Origin of the sequence: Streptomyces sp. NPDC001068, assembly GCF_042897315.1 — a bacterium.
Lineage (GTDB): Bacteria > Actinomycetota > Actinomycetes > Streptomycetales > Streptomycetaceae > Streptomyces.
In genome coordinates this window covers 43,405-63,449 of record NZ_JBIAYD010000009.1, presented here as the reverse complement: position 1 = coordinate 63,449, position 20,045 = coordinate 43,405, and the positions used below count along the sequence as shown (strand labels likewise).

The 20,045-nt window shown below is 73.2% G+C and carries 17 protein-coding genes; 7 read left to right on the top strand and 10 right to left on the bottom strand.

The features are described 5' to 3' along the window. Positions 1-48: 48 nt before the first annotated feature. The 5 genes from ACFY3I_RS24995 to ACFY3I_RS24975 all read left to right on the top strand — a co-directional run bounded on the left by ACFY3I_RS24995 (position 49) and on the right by ACFY3I_RS24975 (position 5,062). A complete protein-coding gene (locus ACFY3I_RS24995) occupies positions 49-1,242 on the top strand; it encodes an FAD-dependent monooxygenase (protein ID WP_390862800.1) in 1,194 nt (397 codons plus the stop codon). Between the two features lie 98 nt (positions 1,243-1,340). Next, entirely contained in the window at positions 1,341-2,834 is a 1,494-nt protein-coding gene (locus tag ACFY3I_RS24990; RefSeq protein ID WP_390862798.1) for an MFS transporter, read from the top strand. After that, entirely contained in the window at positions 2,831-3,430 is a 600-nt protein-coding gene (locus tag ACFY3I_RS24985) for a TetR family transcriptional regulator (protein WP_390862796.1), read from the top strand. The genes ACFY3I_RS24990 and ACFY3I_RS24985 overlap by 4 nt, the downstream gene beginning before the upstream one ends. A gap of 81 nt (positions 3,431-3,511) precedes the next feature. Continuing rightward, positions 3,512-4,495 (top strand): aldo/keto reductase, encoded by a 984-nt coding sequence (locus ACFY3I_RS24980; RefSeq protein ID WP_365287718.1) that lies wholly within the window; start codon positions 3,512-3,514, stop codon positions 4,493-4,495. Between the two features lie 84 nt (positions 4,496-4,579). Beyond that, positions 4,580-5,062, top strand: coding sequence for a DUF6328 family protein (locus ACFY3I_RS24975; protein ID WP_390862794.1), 483 nt, complete (start codon positions 4,580-4,582; stop codon positions 5,060-5,062). On the opposite strand, the gene ACFY3I_RS24970 is transcribed toward ACFY3I_RS24975, so the two are convergent. The 10 genes from ACFY3I_RS24970 to ACFY3I_RS24925 form a co-directional block, all read right to left on the bottom strand. Continuing rightward, entirely contained in the window at positions 5,047-5,712 is a 666-nt protein-coding gene (locus tag ACFY3I_RS24970; RefSeq protein ID WP_390862792.1) for a DUF2238 domain-containing protein, read from the bottom strand. The genes ACFY3I_RS24975 and ACFY3I_RS24970 overlap by 16 nt on opposite strands. Before the next feature lie 88 nt (positions 5,713-5,800). Continuing rightward, positions 5,801-6,226 (bottom strand): SsgA family sporulation/cell division regulator, encoded by a 426-nt coding sequence (locus ACFY3I_RS24965; RefSeq protein ID WP_390862790.1) that lies wholly within the window; start codon positions 6,224-6,226, stop codon positions 5,801-5,803. A 62-nt stretch (positions 6,227-6,288) separates the two neighbouring features. Then, positions 6,289-7,383, bottom strand: a complete 1,095-nt coding sequence (locus ACFY3I_RS24960; protein ID WP_390862788.1) for a hypothetical protein — start codon at positions 7,381-7,383, stop codon at positions 6,289-6,291. Positions 7,384-7,485: 102 nt separating this feature from the next. Then, a complete protein-coding gene (locus tag ACFY3I_RS24955; RefSeq protein ID WP_390862786.1) occupies positions 7,486-9,111 on the bottom strand; it encodes a serine/threonine protein kinase in 1,626 nt (541 codons plus the stop codon). A gap of 199 nt (positions 9,112-9,310) precedes the next feature. Beyond that, the gene (locus tag ACFY3I_RS24950; RefSeq protein ID WP_390862784.1) at positions 9,311-10,270 is read right to left on the bottom strand and encodes a threonine/serine dehydratase; all 960 of its coding nucleotides are present in this window, start codon (positions 10,268-10,270) and stop codon (positions 9,311-9,313) included. Between the two features lie 81 nt (positions 10,271-10,351). Next, positions 10,352-11,440: a polyprenyl synthetase family protein gene (locus ACFY3I_RS24945; RefSeq protein WP_390862783.1), complete on the bottom strand. Its 1,089-nt coding sequence runs from the start codon at positions 11,438-11,440 to the stop codon at positions 10,352-10,354. Then, complete coding sequence (locus tag ACFY3I_RS24940; protein WP_390862781.1) at positions 11,437-12,477, bottom strand: tetratricopeptide repeat protein; 1,041 nt, start codon at positions 12,475-12,477, stop codon at positions 11,437-11,439. Before ACFY3I_RS24940 ends, ACFY3I_RS24945 begins: the two co-directional genes overlap by 4 nt. 192 nt (positions 12,478-12,669) lie before the next feature. Beyond that, positions 12,670-13,347 (bottom strand): AIM24 family protein, encoded by a 678-nt coding sequence (locus ACFY3I_RS24935; protein ID WP_365287736.1) that lies wholly within the window; start codon positions 13,345-13,347, stop codon positions 12,670-12,672. A 56-nt stretch (positions 13,348-13,403) separates the two neighbouring features. Next, the gene (locus tag ACFY3I_RS24930) at positions 13,404-14,747 is read right to left on the bottom strand and encodes a CAP domain-containing protein (RefSeq protein WP_390862779.1); all 1,344 of its coding nucleotides are present in this window, start codon (positions 14,745-14,747) and stop codon (positions 13,404-13,406) included. 554 nt (positions 14,748-15,301) lie between these two features. Next, positions 15,302-16,531 (bottom strand): serine hydrolase domain-containing protein, encoded by a 1,230-nt coding sequence (locus ACFY3I_RS24925; RefSeq protein WP_390862777.1) that lies wholly within the window; start codon positions 16,529-16,531, stop codon positions 15,302-15,304. Between the two features lie 313 nt (positions 16,532-16,844). Between ACFY3I_RS24925 and ACFY3I_RS24920 the strand changes: the two genes are divergently transcribed. Together ACFY3I_RS24920 and ACFY3I_RS24915 are read left to right on the top strand one after the other, a co-directional pair. Beyond that, positions 16,845-18,611, top strand: a complete 1,767-nt coding sequence (locus tag ACFY3I_RS24920) for a M4 family metallopeptidase (protein WP_390862776.1) — start codon at positions 16,845-16,847, stop codon at positions 18,609-18,611. 217 nt (positions 18,612-18,828) lie between these two features. Then, positions 18,829-20,019 carry an ROK family protein gene (locus ACFY3I_RS24915; RefSeq protein ID WP_390862774.1) on the top strand — a complete coding sequence of 397 codons (1,191 nt, stop codon included), beginning with the start codon at positions 18,829-18,831 and terminating at the stop codon, positions 20,017-20,019. Positions 20,020-20,045 lie beyond the last annotated feature (26 nt).

Genomic DNA, 20,045 nt, shown 5'->3' with positions numbered 1-20,045 from the left:
CGCTGCTACCCTGCGGTGCCAATTGACCACTTTCGGTGAGATCCAGGGGTGCGTGTGAAGGTCGTCTGTGTCGGAGGCGGGCCCGCGGGGCTGTATCTGGCGATCCTGCTCAAGCGGCGGAACCCGTCCCACGACATCACCGTCCACGAGCGCAACCCGGAAGGCTCGACCTACGGCTGGGGCGTCACCTACTGGCGTGCCCTGATGGACCGGCTGCACGCCTACGACCCCGAGTCGGCGCGCGCCGTCGAGGAGAGCTCGGTGCGCTGGAACCAGGGCGTCGCCCACGTCCGCGACCAGATCGCCCGGCAGCCCGGCGACCCGGGCCACGGCATCGGCCGTCACCGCCTCCTGGAGATCCTGGCCGACCGCGCCCGGTCCCTCGGGGTGCGGCTGGAGTTCGAGAGCGAGATCACCCCCGACGACCTGCCCGAGGCGGACCTGGTCGTCGCCGCCGACGGCATCCACAGCGCCCTGCGCGCCCGGCACGCCGACGCGTTCGGCGCCGAGGTCTCCGAGGGCCGCAACCACTACGTCTGGCTCGGCACCACCAAGGTCTTCGACTCCTTCACCTTCGCCTTCGCCGAGACCGGGCACGGCTGGGTCTGGTGCTACGGCTACCCCTACGACGACGGGCACAGCACCTGCGTCATCGAGTGCGCTCCCGCGACCCGCGCCGGGCTCGGCCTCGACACCCTGTCCGAGGCCGACCAACTGGCCCTGCTGGAGAAGCTGTTCGCCGACATCCTCGACGGCCGGCCGCTGATCGGCGGCTCCTCGGCGGCGGCCTGGCCCACCTTCCGCACGCTCACCAACCGCACCTGGCACCACGGCAACCTCGTCCTGCTCGGCGACGCCGCCCACACCACCCACTACTCCATCGGGGCGGGCACCACCCTGGCGCTGGAGGACGCCATGTGCCTCGCCGACGTCCTGCGTGAACACGGCGCGGTGCCGCAGGCCCTCGCCGCCTACGAGCGGCGCCGCAAGGCCGAACTGGTCTCCGCGCAGAGCGCCGCCCGCCTCAGCGCCCAGTGGTACGAGAACCTGCCGCGCTACATCGACCTCCCCGCGCACCGCATGTTCGCCCTGCTCGGCCAGCGCCACTCACCCCTGCTGCCCTACGTGCCGCCGCAGCTCTACTACGGCATCGACAAGGCGGCCGGACGGCTCGAGGTGTTGCGCCGGTTCAAGAGGTGGCTCGGCCCGCGGGCGGCGCGCGCCCTGCACTCCCGGTCGTAGCCCCGAGCGCGCCACGGGCACGAGTTGGTGAAAGGTCATTCACTCGATAGGGTGAATGGGAATTCACCTTCATATCTGTGCCGCACGCAGGAGCGCCGATGGACCACCCCGCCCCGACAGCCGGCCCCTCGGGCTCGCCCGCCGCACCGACCCGGCTGCGGGAGCGGCTGACCATCCCGGTACTGGCCTTCGGCGGGATCCTGATGGCCGTCATGCAGACGGTGGTCGTCCCCCTCCTGCCGGACCTGCCCCGGCTCACCCACTCATCGGCCGGCGCCGTCTCCTGGATGGTCACCGCGACCCTCCTCGCCGGTGCCGTCCTCACCCCGGTGCTCGGCCGGGCCGGCGACATGTACGGCAAGCGCCGGGTGCTCACCGGGGCCCTCGCGCTGATGACCGTGGGCTCCGTGATGTGCGCCCTGTCGTCCGACATCACCGTGCTCATCGTCGCCCGCGCCCTCCAGGGCGCCGCCGCCTCGGTCGTCCCCCTGTCGATCAGCATCCTGCGCGACGAACTGCCGCCCGAGCGGCGGGGATCGGCGGTGGCGCTGATGAGCTCCACCGTCGGCATCGGCGCCGCGCTGGGCCTGCCGCTGGCCGCGCTGGTGGTGCAGTACTACGACTGGCACACCATGTTCTGGCTGACCAGCCTCCTGGGCGCGGTGGGCGTCTGTGCCGTGTGGTGGGCGGTCCGGGAGTCGCCGGTGCGCGCGCCCGGCCGGTTCGACGTGCTCGGCGCGCTGGGCCTCGCCGTCGGGCTGACCTGCCTGCTGCTCGGCGTCTCCCAGGGCGGCCAGTGGGGCTGGGGAAGCCCGCGGGTGCTCGCGCTGTTCGCGGCCGCCGTCCTGGTCCTCGCCCTGTGGTGGTGGCAGCAGCTGCGGACCGAACAGCCCCTGGTGGACCTGCACCTGGTCTCCCGGCCCCGGGTCGGCCTGTCCCATGTCGCGGCCCTGCTCACCGGGTTCGCGTTCTACGCCAACTCGCTGGTCACCGCGCAGCTGGTGCAGGCGCCGAAGGCCACCGGATACGGCCTCGGGCTGTCCATCGTCGCCACCGGCCTGTGCCTGCTCCCCGGCGGCGTGACCATGCTGCTGTTCTCCCCGCTCTCCGCCCGGATCTCGGCCTCCCGCGGCCCGCGGATCACCCTCGCCCTCGGCGCCGGGGTCATCGCCTGCGGGTACGTGGTGCGCGTCGCCGACAGCCGCGACCTGTGGCTGATCATCCTGGGCGCCACCGTCGTCGCCACCGGCACCACCCTCGCCTACTCGGCACTGCCCACACTGATCCTGCGGGCCGTCCCGGCGAGCCAGACCGCCTCCGCCAACGGCGTGAACGTCCTGATGCGCACCATCGGCCAGGCCGCCTCCAGCGCCGCCGTCGCCGCCGTCCTCACCCATCACACCAGCCTCGTCGGCGGCGCCCAGGTACCCACGCTGCACGGCTACCTGCTGTCGTTCACCATGGCCGGTGTCGTCGCGCTCGTGGCCGGCGCCGCCGCCCTGTCCATACCCGGCGACAAGGCCACGGAGGAGGCCCCGCCCGTCCGCGGCGGCACCCGGGGCGCCCGCGACGACGCGCTGGAGGGAGCATGAGTGCCGTGAACACCCGACCGGACCACGGCGCCGACGCCGCCCCCGCGCCCGGCCGCCGCGACGCGGAGGCCACCAGGGCCGCCATCCTCAAGGCCGCCCGGCACCTCCTGGCCCGCCACGCGCACGCCGACATCACCCTCAAGGACGTCGCCGAACGCGCCGGGGTCAGCGCGCCGCTGATCCTCAAGTACTTCGGCAACAAGGACGGCCTGTTCGCCCGCGTGATGTCCTTCGACGCCGACGCGGCCGCCCTGCTGGACGCGCCCCTCGACGACCTCGGCCGGCACATGGTCCGGCACGTCCTGGAGGGCCAGCGCGACCGGGGCGCCGACCCGCTGCTGCGGATCGTCTTCGCCCCCCTGCACGGAGACCGCGGGGACGTGCTGCGCGCCAACTTCCGCGCCCAGGTGGTCGACCGCGTCGCCGCCCGGCTCACCGGCCCGGACGCCGGGCTGCGCGCGGAACTCGCCGTCGCCCAGCTGATCGGCCTGGGCGTGATGTACGGCATCGCCCGCGGTACGCGGCTGCGGGAGTCGGCGATCGACGACCTGACCGACCGCTACGGCGCCGCCGTCCAGGCCCAGCTGACCCCCTGAGCCGATCGTCGGAGGCGGCCCCGGAGCGAAGTGGGGCCCACCCCTGACACCGTTGTCGGCGGCGGGTGACAGACTGACGCCATGGACGAACGTGTAATCGGCAGGTCGCAGCAGTGGGCATCCGTCGTCGGCCTCGGCACCTGGCAGCTGGGCGCCGACTGGGGCGACGTGGACGACAAGGAGGCCCTGGCCGTCCTGGAGGCCGCGGCCGAGTCGGGGGTGACCTTCTTCGACACCGCCGACGTGTACGGCGACGGGCGCAGCGAGCAGACCATCGCCGCCTTCCTGCGCGGCAGGCCCGACCTGCACGTGATGGTGGCCACCAAGATGGGCCGCCGGGTCGACCAGATCCCGGAGAACTACGTCCTGGACAACTTCCGCGCGTGGAACGACCGCTCCCGTCGCAACCTCGGCGTGGACCGCCTGGACCTGGTGCAGCTGCACTGCCCGCCCACCCCGGTCTACTCCTCCGACGAGGTGTTCGACGCCCTCGACACCCTGGTCGAGGAGGAGCGCATCGCCGCCTACGGCGTCAGCGTCGAGACCTGCGCGGAGGCGCTCACCGCGATCGCCCGCCCGGGCGTGGCCAGCGTGCAGATCATCCTCAACCCGTTCCGGATGAAGCCGCTGCGCGAGGTCCTCCCGGCCGCGCAGGCGGCCGGCGTCGGCATCATCGCGCGCGTGCCGCTCGCCTCCGGTCTGCTGTCCGGCAAGTACACCAAGGACACCGTCTTCGCGGCCGACGACCACCGCACCTACAACCGGCACGGCGAGGCCTTCGACCAGGGCGAGACCTTCTCCGGCGTCGACTACGCGACGGGCGTCGAGGCCGCCGCCGAGTTCGCGGCACTCGCCCCCGACGGGTACACCCCGGCCCAGCTCGCCCTGCGCTGGATCATCGAGCAGCCGGGTGTCACCACGGTGATCCCGGGCGCCCGCAACGCCGAACAGGCCCGCGGCAACGCGGCCGCCGCGGCGCTCACCGAACTGCCCGAGCGGACGGTCACCGCCATCCGCGACCTGTACGACCGCCGTATCAAGGACCAGGTCGAGAACCGCTGGTAGTGCCCCCGGCCGGGGGCGCCACCATGGGGCGGGGCTCCCGGCAAGGCCCGTTTGAACGACCGGCACGACGGTTACACGCACTCCATGACCGACCGGGTACGGCAGGGGCGCGACGAGAGCGAGGAGGAGCGCGCCGACCGGATGTGGGGCGACCTCATCCAGGAGGTGCGCGTCACCCAGACCGGTGTACAGATCCTCTTCGGCTTCCTGCTCACCGTGGTCTTCCAGCAGAAGTACGCCGAGCTGTCCGGCACGGACCACACGATCTACATCGTGACCGTCGTGCTGGGCGCCGCGGCCACCGGCGCCCTCATCGGCCCGGTCTCCCTGCACCGGCTGGTCTCCGGCCGCAGGGTGAAGCCGCAGGCGGTACGGCTGGCCTCCGTGCTGACCCAGGTCGGCCTGTTCCTGCTGCTGGCCACCATGACCTCCGCGCTCGTGCTGATCCTGCGGGTGGCCACCGGCGACAGCCGGATCGCCTGGGTGGTCGTGGGCGTCGTCGTCTGGTACCTGGTGTGCTGGTACGCCCTGCCGCTGTGGTCCCGGCGCCGTCACACCACCCGCTGAGCCGCCTCCAGCGCGCGCAACTGCCGGTCGTGCGGGCGGCCGAGGAGCAGCACCGACACCGTCGCCCCGACCAGCGCGCAGAACATGTCCCACTGGGTGTCCCAGACATCGCCCTGGGTGGCGAGGAAGGCGTCCGCGCCGTGCCCGCCGACCTCGGCCGCCAGCCACTCCAGCAGTTCGAAGGAGGCGCTGAACGCGAGGCAGGCGCACACCGTCAGCGGGGCCAGCCAGCGGCTGCCGCGCAGCGGTGAGGTACGGCTGAGCAGTTCACGGACCAGGACCGCCGGGACGAAGCCCTGCACGAGGTGGCCGAAGCGGTCGTACGGATTGCGGTCCAGACCGAAGGTGTCCCGCACCCAGTCGCCCGCCGGCACCTGGGCGTACGTGTAGTGGCCGCCGACGGCGAGCACCAGCGCGTGCGCGGTGAGCAGCCCGGCCAGCAGACCCGTCAGCGGGAACCGCCGCCAGGTCAGCACCACCAGCGGCAGACCCACCAGCACCCACACCGTCTCCAGGAACCAGGTCGTACGGTCCCGGGCGCCCCACGCCGACACCGCCATGCCGGCCACCACCGCACCGGCCAGCAGAGCGGGCGGGATCCGGCGCGGCCGTGCCGGAGCGGGGCGCTGGGCGGGGTGCACTGCGGTCATGGCGGACTCCTCGTCGTGGGAGCCCCATCGTGGCCGCGAGGACCGGGCCCGGGCATGAGTACGCCTACTCAGCCGGGCCCGCGGGCACTCAGCCGGTGGCGAGGATCTCCGCCAGCACGTCGTCCATCCGGACCTGTTCCGTCCCGGGCGGCACCGCCATGTAGGTGTCGCCGAGGAACGAGGCCAGCGCGGGCGCCCAGGCGAACACCACCGCGTGGTGCCGCTCGCCACCCGGAAGGGGGTCGCCGAGGAAGTCCATGCGTACTTCCCTCCAGCGTCCCTGCCGCACCGGACGCAGCCGCACGTCACCGTGGCCGACCGGTTCTCTCAGCCCCTCGTTGAGCATCTCCCGGTCCAGCCGCCATCGGGCGAGCACCCGGCCGTCCAGGGTGAACATCACGGTGACGGCGAACGGGTCCTCGGGGTCGTACGAGAGATGGGCGAGGACGGGGCAGCGGGCCGTCCCCTCGGCGCGGAGCTGCACCACCAGGGTCCTGTGCACGATGGGGTTCACGCGAGAGGCCTCCGGAACGATCGGCTTGGTGTCCTCTAGTACCCCTCTCACACGAAAAACGCTCAATCGTGGGCGGAATCCGCGGCGGAATCCCCTTCCGGACGGACCGTGGCCCCGCTCCTCGTGACCCGCAGCGCGTCCAGGCAGGAGCCGATGGCCTGCTGGAGTTCCTCCAGGCGCTGCACCATGTCGTCCTCGTAGAAGTCCTGGGCGTCGTCGAAGGTCAGCTCCTCGAACGCCCTGGTGGCCTTCTGCAGGCTGCTGTAGAACCGGGTGCGCTTCTCCTGGACCCGCAGGTCCGGGTCGGCCTCGACCGTCTCGACGACCAGGTTCTTCATGGAGTCGTAGGCCTCGGCCGCCCACTCGCCGGTGTCCTCGTCCTCGTCCAGTTCGTCCAGGAGCGAGAGATGGCGCTCGGCCTCCTGCCGCAGTTCGACGGGGGCGTCGACGGTCTGCCCGGCCGGCGTCCTGATCTGCCCCGACTCGGCGATCTGGCGGACGTATCCGATGCGGTCGGCGGAGCGGCTCTCGGTGGCGACGGCCTTCTTCAGGTCGGCGGTGCGGACCACGTCCCTGGCCAGCACCGTCTGCAGGTCCGGGTCCTCCTTGATGCGGTCGAGGAGGGCCGAGCGGGCCGCGCGGGCGGTGGAGGGGTCGGCGAGGATCGCGGCCCGCAACGCGGTCGGGTTCTCGGCCACCTCCAGGGCCTTGGTGGGCCGGATGCCCGCCGCCTCGGCGGCCTCGCTGATGGCGGTGCCGCGCTCGGACGCCGCGCCGTCACGGGAGACGTAGTAGTCCAGCCAGACGTCGGAGTCCGGGAGTCCGACCTCCTGGCCCGGGGCGAGGACCTCGAAGTGCGGCACCACGCCGTCGTCGGCGGCCCGGTCCCACGCCTTGTAGTAGCGCATCACCCGTGCCGGGGAGCAGCCGGCCAGTTCGGCGAACTCCTTCGCCGACACCTTCGGCGTCCCGTCCGCGCCCTGCCCGCCGGGCCGCACACTGCGGGCCACCATCAGCCCGAACGCCCAGCCCCCGGAGCGCACATAGGCGCCGAACTCCCGGGCGTCCCGCGCCACGAGGTCGGACAGGGGGACCGGAGACGCGCCGGACGTCCCGGACGTCCCAGACGTCTCGGACGGGTCGATCGCTAGGGTCACGGAGGACACTCCTGGAGGCTGCCGAACTGCGTACGTACCGACCGGCAGCCTATATCGACCCTTTGGCCGGGGTTTGCCGCACGACCGGGACCAGCCACGGACTCAGCCCGCCGACGCCCGGAACGTGGCCAGGAACGTCTTCAGCGCCAGCGTGTCGTCGGCGTCGTCCCAGCGGTCGGCCGGGGCCGTGACCCGCAGCGAGAAGCTGCGGCCGCCGCCGAGCAGGAAACCGCGGCCGAAGGTGCGCAGCCGGCCGGCGCCCGTGCCGGACAGCCACTCCATGTCCGCCGCCCGGTACCCCTGGTAGGTGGTCGCCTCGATCTGCCCGATCCGCCGGTACCCGTCCAGCTGTTCCAGCCCCGGTTCCACGTCGTCGCGCCAGACCGCGACCGGGTCGGGGCCGGCCTGCGTGCTGTAGGTGACCGCCAGCGTGCGCGGGTCGTCGCCGCCGGGGCCGAAGGTGACGCGGTAGGCGGCGTCGTCCCGGTCGGTGCCGAGGCGCCGCCAGCCCGTCGGCAGTGCCACGGAGAAGCCCTCCGGGGCGGTGTGGCGCCGGAACCCGGCCGGCAGCGCGCCGGCCGTGACCGACGGGGAGGGAGACGGCGCCGTCCTCGACGGTGACGGCGAGGAGACCGGCGCCGAAGAGGCGGGGGAGGGCGGGGCGGTGGGGGCGTTGCCGTCCGTGCGGTTGCCCGGGTCCGCGGCCGTCGCGGCGGTGCTCGGCGCCGAGCCGGCCGCGGACCCCACGCCCGGGATCCCCTGGGTGGCGGCGAGCACCGCGACCGACACGGTCACCACCGCCAGCGCGGTTCCCCCGATCATCGTGGTCCGGCTCCAACCCGAGGCCCGCGCCGCCACGTAGGCAGCCCGTGGCCGGGGCACCGGAGCGGGCTGCTCGACCGTGTCGGGATCCGTGTCCAGGACACGTGTCAGCGCCTGCCGGAGCACCGGACGGCTGAGCCGTTCCCGGGAGTTCTTGCGCAGCAGTCCCTGGACGACCTGCGTGAGCGGCCCGGCCCGCAACGGGGTGCGCAGCGGCAGCCGGTCCACGCCCTTCAGCGTGGCGTCCGCCCGGCCGCGGTCCCGGAACGGCGGCCGCCCCTCGACCATCGTGTAGAGGATCGCGCCGAGCGCCCACAGATCGGCGGCCGGGCCGAGGCGCTCGTCCCTGGCCTGCTCCGGGGAGGCGTACGACGGTGCGGTGACCCGGGGGGCCAGGGTCGCGCCCGCCAGGCCGAACCCGGTGATCACGACCGGGCCCGTGTCCCGGACGAAGACCTGGCCGGGGCTCAGTTCGCCGTGCGTGTAGCCCTCACCGTGCGCGCCGTCCAGCACGTCGAGCACCTCGAGGGTGATCCGGGCGGCCCGCGCGAAGTCGAACGGGGTCTGCCGGCCGAGCAGTTCGCTCAGCGGTGTGCCGTCGATCAGCTCCGTGACCGTCCACAGCGCGCCCGCCTCCTCGAAGGCGTCGATCGCCATGGCGACCCGGCCGGGCCGCAGCGCGCCCATGACCTCGGAGGTGCGCAGGATGCGGGAGGTGGTCCGGCGCACCACGTCGGGGGTGAGGGCGTCGGGAACCTCGATCCGGGTCACCAGGCGGGGCCTGCCGGCCTGCGTGTCCTGCGCGTACCAGCTGACGCGGTTCGGCTCGCGGTCGGCGACCTCCAGGAGCCGGTACCTGCCGGCGACCACCTGTTCTGCGGTGACATGCGCCTTGACCATCGTCATCCCTCGCTGGAACCGCTGCGTCGTCTTGACCAGGGGTACGCGGGACCCGCCCGGGTGTGTTCAAAGAATCTGCAACTCCGAGGCCCTTCTTCCCTTTTATTCAAACGGTGTCCCCGGCCCGGGACTTGGGGAAGACGACCGATGGCCGGGGGACGACCTGCGGGTAACCGACGGTAAAGGGCCGGCTGCGGTGCGCCGTTCAGCGCAGTCCGAAGCGGTCGCTCCATTCCGCGATCTCGGCGTGCGTGACATTGCCGCCGCACACCACCAGGCCGAGCCGGGCGCCGTCACCCACCCGTTCCAGTACCCGCCGGGCGGCGGGCAGCAGACAGCCGGCGGCGGGCTCGGCCCACACCTTGGCGTGTTCGGCGAGCAGCAGAGAGCCCTGTACGGCCTCCCGGTCCGGGACCACCAGGACGTCCTCGACCAGCGCGGCCACATGGTCGTACGTCAGCCGGGACGCGGACGGCGCGCTGAGCGTCGTCACGATCGACGACACGGCGACCGGCAGCGGACCGCCCGCCGCGAGCGCCTCGGACAGGGTCTCGGAGCCCTCCGTCTCCACACCCCACACCCGTACCCGCGGCCACCGGGCGCGCAGCGCCGCCGCGACCCCGGCGATCAGCCCACCGCCGCCGATGCTGACGAGCACGTCGGTGAGCTCGTCCGCGTCCTGGGCGAACTCCAGGCCCACCGTGCCCTGGGCCGCGATCACCACCGGGTCGTCGAAGGGGTGCACCAGGGTCAGCCCCTCGTCCCGCAACCGTGTCACCAGCTCGAACGCCGAGGCCATGCCGTCGGTCAGCCGCACCGACGCCCCCGCCGCCTCCACCAGCCCGATCGAACGGGCTGGCGCCGTGCGGGGCATGACCACGGTCGCCTTCACGTCGAGGGCCGCGGCCATCACCGCGAGGGCGATCCCGTGGTTGCCGCCGCTGACGGCCACCACACCGGCCGCCCGCTCGGCCTCGGACAGCGACAGCAGTTTCGCCGTGGCCCCGCGTGCCTTGAACGAGCCGGTGCGCTGGAGGAGTTCGAGCTTGAGGGTCACGGGGACGCCGAGCAGCTCCGTCAGCCCCGGACTCGGGACGGTGGGCGTGCGTACGACGTGCCCGGCGATGCGCCGGGCCGCGGCTTCGATGTCCGAGATGCCGATCAAGGCGGTTCACCCTTCCGGCGCGGGGGTGGAGACCGCGCCCCTCGCACCCTGGCCCGAGGACACCGCGCAGGTCAACACGGTTCAGAGGTCGCGACGGACCAGGAACTCCAGCAGGCCGCGCAACCCGGCAGGTTCGGCCGGCAGTCCGGCGAGCAGCGCCTCGGCACGGGCGGTGTGCCGCCGGGCCTCGGCGACCGCGGCCGCCCGCCCGCCGGCCTCCTCGACGAGCGCGGCCGCCTCCCCGGTCCGCCCTGGGGTGTCGAGCAGCCGGGCGAGCCGTGGGCCGGCGGGGGAGCCGAGCGCGGCCAGCACGGGGAACGTCTTCTTCCGCTCCCGCAGGTCGCCGTGCACCGGCTTGCCGGTGACGGCCGGGTCGCCCCAGATCCCCAGCACGTCGTCGGCCAGCTGGAACGCCACGCCCAGCTGCCGTCCGGCACGGTCCAGCGCGCTCACCGTGTCCGCGGGCGCCCCGGCTAGCGTGGCCCCCAGCGCCAGGGCGCACCCGAGCAGCGCACCCGTCTTGTGCTCGGCCATCAGCCGGTACTCCCGCGGGGAGACGCTTGTCCAGGGCCGCGTGGCGAACAGCAGGTCGTCCGCCTGTCCGCGCACCAGGTCGGTCAGCGCGGCCGACAGCAGCCGCACGGCGCCCGGTCCGCCGGGAGCGGTGGCCAGGGTCTCGACGGCCAGCGCGAACAGGGCGTCGCCCGCGAGCACCGCGGGGCCGGTGCCGTACGCCCGCCACACCGCCGGGCGGCGGCGCCTGAGGTCGTCGCCGTCCATGATGTCGTCGTGCAGCAGGGAGAAGGCATGCACCAGTTCGACGGCCACGGCCGCCGGGACCCCGCGGGCGGCGGGCCCGCCTGCCGCCTCCGCGCCGAGCAGCGCGAGTGCCTGCCGGACGCCCTTGCCGCCGGGACCGCCGGCGGGCGCGCCGCCGACCTCGCACCAGCCGAAGGAGTACGCGGCCATCTCCCCGACCCACGGATGCAACCGCCCCACCGCGGCCTCCAGAGCGGGCCGCACCAACGCGTGGCAGCGGGCCAGGGCGGGCGGGGGAGCGGGCGCGGTGACGGCCGTGGACGCGAGCGGCGTGGACACGGTCGGCGGCGTGCTCGTGGTGGGGGACGTGGACTCGGGCGTGGACGTGGTGAGGGACGTCGTCGTGGTCATCGGGTGGACTCCGTCCCGGTGCCGAACTCCTCCTGCGCGCGGGTGACCATCTCCCGGGCGTGCCGCAGACCGGCGCGGTCCAGCACGCCGGCCAGGTCCGCCAGTTCGGCGGCCGTCTCGGCCCGGGGCCTTCCCAGGCGGGCCCGCGACTTGGCCAGGCCGAGCCGGGCCAGTGCCTCGCCGCGCGGCTCGCTCATCGCGCGGAACTCGCTCAGCGCCAGCTCGTACAGCTCCCTGGCCTCGGCGTAACGTCCCGCCCGGTACAGGACGTTGCCGCGCATCTTGTGGTTGTACGCGAGCGCACTCGACAGGTTCATCGCCCGGCAGGCCGCTTCCGCCTCCGACAGCAGCTCCAGCGCCCGGCCGGTGTCGCCGTCGCGCACCGAGACGATGTCCGCGAGCCCGCGCAGTGCCCAGGCGTGCCCCCGCCGGTCCTCGGCCCGGGCCGCGATCTCCGACGCCTCCTCGAACAGGGCGTACGCGGTGTCGTACGAACCGGTGTTGCGGTGGATCTGCGCGATGCCCTCCAGCGCCCACACCGTGTGCCGGGCCTCGCCTCGCCGACGCGCCTCGGCGAGGAGCTGTTCGTGCAGTCGCGCGACGGCCGCGTAGTCGCCCTGGATCCGGCCGGTCTCGGCGAGCCCCGCGAGCGAGTAGCCGCGCACGACGACGTCGCCGCCCTGCTCGCCGAGGTCGGCGGCCAGCGCCAGCAGGCGCCGGGCCAGCGGGAACGCCCCACGCTGCCGGGCCAGGGTGCCGCCGCTCCACAGCGCCCACGCCCGTGCGGCGGTGTCTCCGGCCGCGCGGGCCGCACGGTAACTCGCCTTCCAGGCCCGGTCGGCGTCCCCCACCCGGCCCAGCCTGCGGTGCGCCTCGGCGACGGCGAGCTGGCAGCGCGCCTCCTCGTCGCGGCGCCCCGACCGCTCGGCCTCCCGGAGCCGCTCGGTGCCCTCGGCCAGTACGTCGACCAGCGAGGAGTTCACGGACAGGGAGGTCAGCGTGCCCTGGTACTCCGGGGCGAATGCCTTGCCGTACATGCGTGCCTCTCCAGACGTGGGCACTGCGCACTTCACGTATACATGTCGTGTATACGCGATGTGTATACATCGTGTGCATAGTGCGCCCGAAATGGGCCCTGGCCGCGGGGGCCAGGGCTTCACTGTTGTGAATCAAGACGCGGGCATGTCCGACGGGGTTGCGCGCGTGGCGCGGATCACCGCACGCGGCCGTCAGTGCTGCTGGGCCTTCTGCGGGGTCGCCTCGCTCGGCCGGACCACGACGTACCCCTCGCCCTGGAGCATCAGCTGGACCGCCTCGCCCGAACCGCCGCGCAGCATCGACCCTATGGACTGCGAGCGGTGCAGCGAGGTCTGGAGCCGGGCCGTCCACCCCACCACCGCGTCCGTGTCGACGTACACCGGCGCCTGCGGCGAGACGGGGATGACCAGCGGGTTGCCCTCGCAGATCAGTCCCAGCCGGCCCTGCCCGGTGAACACGCTGTTGAACAGACCGCCACCGGCGATGCCGGACCCCTTCACGGTCTTGATCTCGTACGACAGCGAGGCGTCGAAACACAGGACGTTGCGGCCGTTGACGGTGAACTGGTCACCGGGCTCGACGGTGACGATGAAGCAGTTCTGCGCCTCGTGCGCGAACCAGGCCTCGCCCTGGCCCTGCACGGACATCAGGGGCAGCCCCTCACCGGTGACCGCGCGTTTGAGCATGCCGCCCACGCCCTGGCCCTTGCGCTCGAACTTCAGGTTGCCGCGGTGCGCGATCATCGCGCCCTGGCGGGCGTACATCTCGCCGTTCACGACGTACCGGACGCACTTCGCGTTCTCGGTCGTCATGCCCGGCTCGACGGCCGGCTCCACCATGTGCTGACTGGAAAAGAGATCACCCTTCATGCCCGGCATGGTGTCCCGGACGAACCCGTTCCGCCAAGATCACGGAACGTGTCGGTTCAGGCACCGAAGAGCTGGGTCCAGTACGTGCCCGCCCGGCCGCCGCCCGCGAAGCCGGTGCCGATGTGGGTGAAGTCCGGCTTGAGGATGTTCGCCCGGTGGCCGGGGCTGTTCATCCAGCCGTCCACCACCTCGGCGGCCGAGCGCTGCCCGCAGGCGATGTTCTCGCCGATGCCGCGCCGCCGGGAGCCCGCGGCGGCGGCCCGGTCCCAGGGCTGGGTGCCCTCGGGGGAGGTGTGCGAGTAGAAGTCCCGGGTCGCCATGTCCGTGCTGTACGCCTGTGCGGCCGTGGCCAGGTGCCGGTCCACCGCGAGCGGCCGCAGCCCCGCCCGGACACGCTCCCGGTTGGTGAGGTCGACTACCTCGGACCGGGTGCGGGTCAGCTCGGCCGGGGTGAGGGGTCTGGCCCACAGCGCGGTCCAGTAGGTGTCCCCGTCCCGCGGCCCGCGGACGTACGCGAGTCCGGCGTGGGTGAACGCCGGGTCGAGCAGGGTGCGCCGGGCGTCCTCGGCACGCAGGCAGTACTCGACGAACTCGGCCGGGGTACGCGGGCCGGAGACGAGATGTTCGCCGACCGTGACGTACGCGAATCCGGTCCGGCCGACCCGCTGGTGGAGCGAGACCCCGTCGGCTCCCTCGGTGGCCAGGTGGCCGGCGCCGGCCATCGCGGTGGCATGGGCGAGGGCGGCGGAGGCGAGCCGGGCGTCCGGCGCCACCGGAGGCCGGCCGGCCACGGCGCGGGCGGAGTTGACCAGGCCCAGCAGGCCGTCCGGGTCCGGAAGGGCGGCCGCCGACGGCCGGGGCGGGGCGGCGGCGGTGCGCTGGGTGGGGATCGTGGGGCGCGGCGCCGGGGCCGGCCGCCGGTCCTCGAGGACGTCGACCCCGAAGTCCCGGGCCAGTCCCGCCAGTCCGTCGGCGTATCCCTGTCCGACCGCGCGCAGCTTCCAGCCGGTGCCCCGGCGGTATATCTCGGCGAGCAGCAGCAGGGTCTCGGTCTGCGGGCGCGGCGGCGCGAACCGGGCCACCGTACGGCCGAGGCGGTCGGTGACGTGCAGCGTGGAGGCGGGCAGGCGGCCGAGCGGGGTGCCGGGCTCGTCACCGGTGACGGCGAGGGTCACGCGCTGGGCGCCGGTCCGCAGCCGGGCCGGCTCGACGGTCAGGGTGTCGCCGCGCAGCCGGACACCGGGCGCGTCCGGCTGGTTGTAGAAGACGAAGTCGCCGTCGCCGACGACCTTGCCGCTCTCGCCGGTGATCAGCGCGCAGACGTCGAACGGGCCGGGCACCCGCAGAGTCAGCGGGCCGTCCGGCAGCGGCAGATTGCCCCCGGGCACCAGCTCGCTCATCGCGCCGCCTCTGCGAGGTCAGGGGCCGAACGTCGCGCCCGGTGGGGAATCCGCCGGTAGAACGTCCGGCCCGACCGCGAGGTTCCCCTGCGGGGAGGCCCCGCGCCGGAAAGCGAGCGCCGTGGTCGCCGCCGCGTCCGGGAGCGGCACAGCGGTCGTCGTCACGGCGGTTGCGGTGGTCCTCGGGTGGGGTTCGGCGGTCGCGGTGGTCCTCGTGCGGGGGGCGGTTGGGGTGGTTTTTGTGCGGGGTTCGGCGGGTGCGGTGGCCGTCGTGCGGGGTTCGGCGGTTGGTCCTCGTGCGGGGTTCGGCGGTCGCGGTGGTCCTCGCGTCGAACGCGACTGTCGCGCCGACCGTGTTCCGGCGGCGCGTGCCGGGGTGGGCGCCGCCCGGGGAACCGCCGGTCTTTCCGCGCCGGGGAGGGGCGCGGTCGCGGCCGGTGTCCGCGCGCCGCGTGGTCGCGCGGCCGGCATTCTCGGCCGGTGCGTGTCCCGGTGGGGTCGCCGTTGCGGTGGCACCCGCCCGTGGGCCGGTGCCACCGCTTCCTCGGGGGGCGTTACTGCTCGCGCGGGGCGGACGGGGCGATGTCCTCCCGTTCGACCGGTGCGCCGGCCCGCCCGGACTTCGCCGCCTGCTTGCCGCAGAACGCCGCCTCCAGCGACTGCGCCAGCGTGTTGAGCACGGCCGAGTTGTTGGAGGTGTTGGCCATCGCGGTCAGGCTGCGCCTGCCGTCCTTCGAGGTGAACGCGTAGGTGTAGTAGCCCTGCACGGCGCCCGTGTGGCCGTACACCGAGATCCCGCACGACAGGTCCCGGCGGCGCAGCCCGAGGCCGTAGGAGGTCGTGGCGTTGACCCGGGTGAAGCGTCCCATGTCGGCGAGCCGGGCGGCCGACATCAGATCGCCCCGGACCAGCGCCGAGTAGAAGGTGTCGAGGTCCCGGGCGGTGGAGATGATCGCGCCCGCGCTCTGCGCCCAGGACACCGTCTGGTCCGTCGCGTCGACCGCCTGCGCACCCGCCTCGTCCGCGCTGAGGTAGCCCTTGGCGTGCTGCCCGGGGATCTTCGCGTCGGGGTGGACGTAGAAGGTGTCGCGCAGCCCCAGCGGCTTGAAGACACGGTTCTCGTACTCGGTCGCCACGCTGTGCCCGGTGAGCTTCTCGATCAGCATCCCGGCGACCACGAAGTTGGTGTTGGAGTAGGAGTAGGCGGCGCCCGGCGCGTTGGTGAGCGGCTTCTCCAGGGCGAGGTTCACCAGTCGGCGGTAGGTGAAGACCTTGTTCCGGACCGACTCGAAGCCCGGGACGCTGTGGGCGAACATGTCGTTGGTGTAGTCGTACAGGCCGCTGCGGTGGCCGAGCACGTGCCGGACGGTGATGCGGTCGTCGGGCAGCAGCCCCGGCAGGTAGCGGTTGACCGGCGCGTCCAGGGCCAGCCTGCCCTCGTCCACCAGTTGCAGGAGGACGACCGCCGAGAACGTCTTGGTGACGCTGCCGACCCGGAACCGGTCGCCCGTGGTGATGACACGCCGGGTGGACCGGTCGGCGACGCCCCGCGTCGTCTTGTGGACCGTCGCGCCGTCGTCGATCCGCGCCATCGCGCCGGGCGCCCCCTTCGCCACCACCGAGTTGAGCACCGCGGCCATGCCCGCGGTGTCGGGCGCCGGCAGGGCGGCGGCCGGCCGGGGCCCCGCTCCCGCCTTCGTGGGTGCCGCGTGGGCCGGTACCGCCAGCAGCGACAGCGCCACCGCTCCGAGCACCGCGCTCGTGCTCACCTTTGCCGAGACCATCCGGACCCTGCTCCTCTCTGTCTGTCTTCGATGCGAGATGGCTCACATTCGGTTCGGGGAACCTTCTCGCATCCCGTCACATCTCCACAGTCGATGCACAGTTGGTGACTTTGCGATCACCACGCGGTGCGAATTCGCAAAGTCTTGCCGCGAACCGCTAGAAAAGCGATGAATTGCGCTTTACATGGACATGACTCGTCCGTAAGGGTTGCGGCGGGGGCCCGACCAGCCCCCTTGGCGCCTCGACGGCGCCGTGCCGCAAGGCGGTCGGTGAGGGATCCCGGCCGCCTTCGAACGTAAGGAACCCTGACCAGTGCGTAGCGCGCACATACGCAGCGTGGCGGTCGCCGTCGCGGTGACCACGGCCGCCACGGGCCTGACCGGTACAGCCTTCGCCGGTCCCGCCACGGGGGTGCGGCAGCAGGCCGGCACCACGGCCGCGCAGGTGGTGAACGCCGCCCGGACCGCGGCCTTCGCCCACTCCTCGGCGACCGGTGTCGGCACGGGCGACGAACTCCACGCCCAGGACGTGATGATCGACCCCGAGGGGGCCCGGCACGTCCGTTTCGTCCGCACCCACCGGGGCATGCCGGTGCTCGGCGGCGACCTCGTCCTCCACCTCTCCCGCCGGCTCGACTACACCGGCGTCACCCGGGCCGCCGACCACGCCGTCCGGCCCGCCACCACCGAGGCGAGGCTGACGGCCCGCCAGGCCGAGGACAGGGCCGCCTCGGCCGCCGACGGCGACGCCGGCACCGCCGCACTCGTGGTCGACGCCCGCCGAGGCGCCCCCGTCCTCGCCTACCAGGTGGTGGTCGACGCAGCGGACGGCTCCCGGACGGTCGTCGTCGACGCCGTGACCGGAACCGTGCGCAGCAGCACGCCGGACAACGACGAGTTCCTGTCGCCCAAGGTGCTGGAGGCCCTGCACCGGCGCGGCGAGAGCCTCGACCCGGCCACGGGCATCGCCGCCCGGGCCTTCGCCGGTACCTCCGTCTCCGCCGCCGCCCACTACCCGGCGACCGCGCACGGCTCCGGCAGGTCGCTCTTCGTCGGCAAGGTCCCGCTCACCACCACGCAGACCGCCCGCAAGAGCTTCCTGCTCAAGGACCCGACCCGGTACGGCACCGAGACCCGGGACGCCAAGGGCAGGGAGACCGAGAGCTTCGCCCAGGGCGCCAAGTTCACCAGCACCACCGACACGTGGGGCAACGGCGCCACCAGCAGCCGGGGCAGCGCCGCCGCCGACGCGCAGTACGGCATCGCCAAGACCCTGGACTTCTACAAGAAGACCTTCGGCCGCAAGGGCATAGCCGACAACTCCAAGCCCGCCCGCGCCATGGTCCACTGGGGCAAGAAGGTCGGCAACGCCTTCTGGGACTCCGACTGCGGCTGCATGCTGTACGGCGACGGTGACGGCCAGGAGATCAGGAAGCCGCTGGTCGTCCTCGACGTCACCGGCCACGAACTGACCCACGGCGTGGTGGACGCGACCGCGAAGCTCGAACCGACCCGCGTCGACGACGACGGCAACCAGTACGGCGAGCCGGGCGCCCTGAACGAGTCGCTGGCCGACATCTTCGGCTCGAACGTGGAGTTCTCCGCGAACAACCCGAAGAACCCGCCGAACTACCTGCTCGGCGAGAAGCTCGGCCTGGCGCAGAAGTTCCTGCGCCGTCTCGACCACCCCTCGCTCGACCGCCTCGAAGGCACCGTCGACTACTGGTCGCCCGAGGTGGCGGACGCCGAGGTGCACGCGGGCTCCGGTGTCTCCTCGCACGCGTACTACCTGCTGGCCGAGGGCAGCGGCCGCAAGAAGATCGGCGCCACCACCTACGACTCGCCGACCTACGACGGCTCCACGGTCAAGGGCATCGGCCGCACCAAGGCCACGGCGATCTTCTACCGCGCCCTGACCCGGTACATGGTCTCCTCGACCGACTTCCACGACGCGCGGACCGCGACGCTGAAGGCCGCCAAGGACCTGTACGGCGCGAGTGGCGTCGAGTACCGCACGGTCGACCAGGCCTGGGCCGCGGTCAACGTGACCGAGGCCGGCACGCCGGCCGCCCGCCACTGACGGGCAGGCAGGACCGCCGATCCGGGTGCCCCGCCGGGGGGCCGGGCGCCCGGATCGGCCCCACCAGGGGGAACGGGGTTGGTCCCACCGGTGGAACGTGGGTCAACGTCCCCATGTCACCCGCCATTTGAAGGCCACGGTGGCCTCACAGTCAACCTTCAGGTGATTCCTGTTTCTTTTATTGACAGCGGAAAATAAGCCACCTAAGTTCCCGGCCATGCGCTCCACCTCCCGTGCCGAGACGTTCCCGGCCCACACGCCGGCCGCCTCGCAGATCTTCACCACGGTCCTGTCCCACGGCCCGCTCACCCGGCTCGAGGCGGCCCGCCGGGCCGGCCTGTCGGCGGCGGCCGTGACCAAGGCCGTCCGGCCGCTGCTGGCGGCCGGATATCTCGCGGAGGACGCCGACGGCGAGGCCCGGCCGACCCTGGGCCGCCCCGCCAACCTGGTGCGGGTCGACGGCGGTCGGGCGCTGTTCATCGGGGTGAAGGTGACCGGTGACGAGGTCATCGCCGTCCTCACCGACCTGTGCTGCCGGATCCGGCTGGCCCGCCGGCAGCCGGTCACCGACCGCGCCGCCAGGGCCGTCCTGACCTCCGTCGCCGAGCTCACCCACGAACTGCGCACCGAGGCCGAGGACTTCGGCGCCCCCGTGCTCGGGCTCGGCATCGCCGTATCCGGCGACGTGGACCGCGCCCAAGGGGCCGTGCGCTACTCGCCCTTCCTCGACTGGCGGGACGTCCCGCTCGCCGAACTCGCCGCCATGACGACCGGGTTGCCGGTCGTCGTCGACAACGACGTACGCGCGCTGACCGTCGCCGAGCAGTGGTTCGGCGCCGGCGTCGGGCTCTCCGACTTCGCCGTGGTCACCGTCGGCGCCGGGATCGGCTGCGGACTGGTGATCCACGGCCGGCTGGTCGCCGGCGCGCACGGCGTGGCGGGGGAGATCGGCCATGTGGCCATCGACCCGGCCGGCCCCCGCTGCCACTGCGGCAACCGGGGCTGCGTGGAGGCGATCGCCGGGGACGCGGCGATCGTCGGCCGTATGCGCGAGGTGACCGGCCGTCAGGTGACCGACTCCGCCGCCGCGGTGGCACTGGCCCACGAGGGCGTGCCCGGAGCGCGGGAGGTGTACGCGAGGGCGGGCGAGGCGATCGGCCGGGGCATCGCCACCGTGGCCAACCTCTTCGGACCCGAAAGGGTGATCATCTCCGGCGAGGGGCTCTCCGCCTACGACCTGTTCGCCGAGCAGATCCTCGACTCGTTCGCCGCGGCCGCCTTCGGCTCCGCCGCGCAGTGCGACGTACAGACCCGCCCGCTCCCCTTCGAGGAGTGGGCGCGCGGGGCCGCGGCCACCGCGATCCAGTCCTTCATCACCTCTTCTCCCACCCCAGCGGGCAAGGGCTGAGCCGCCCGAGACCCCGACCCCAGGAG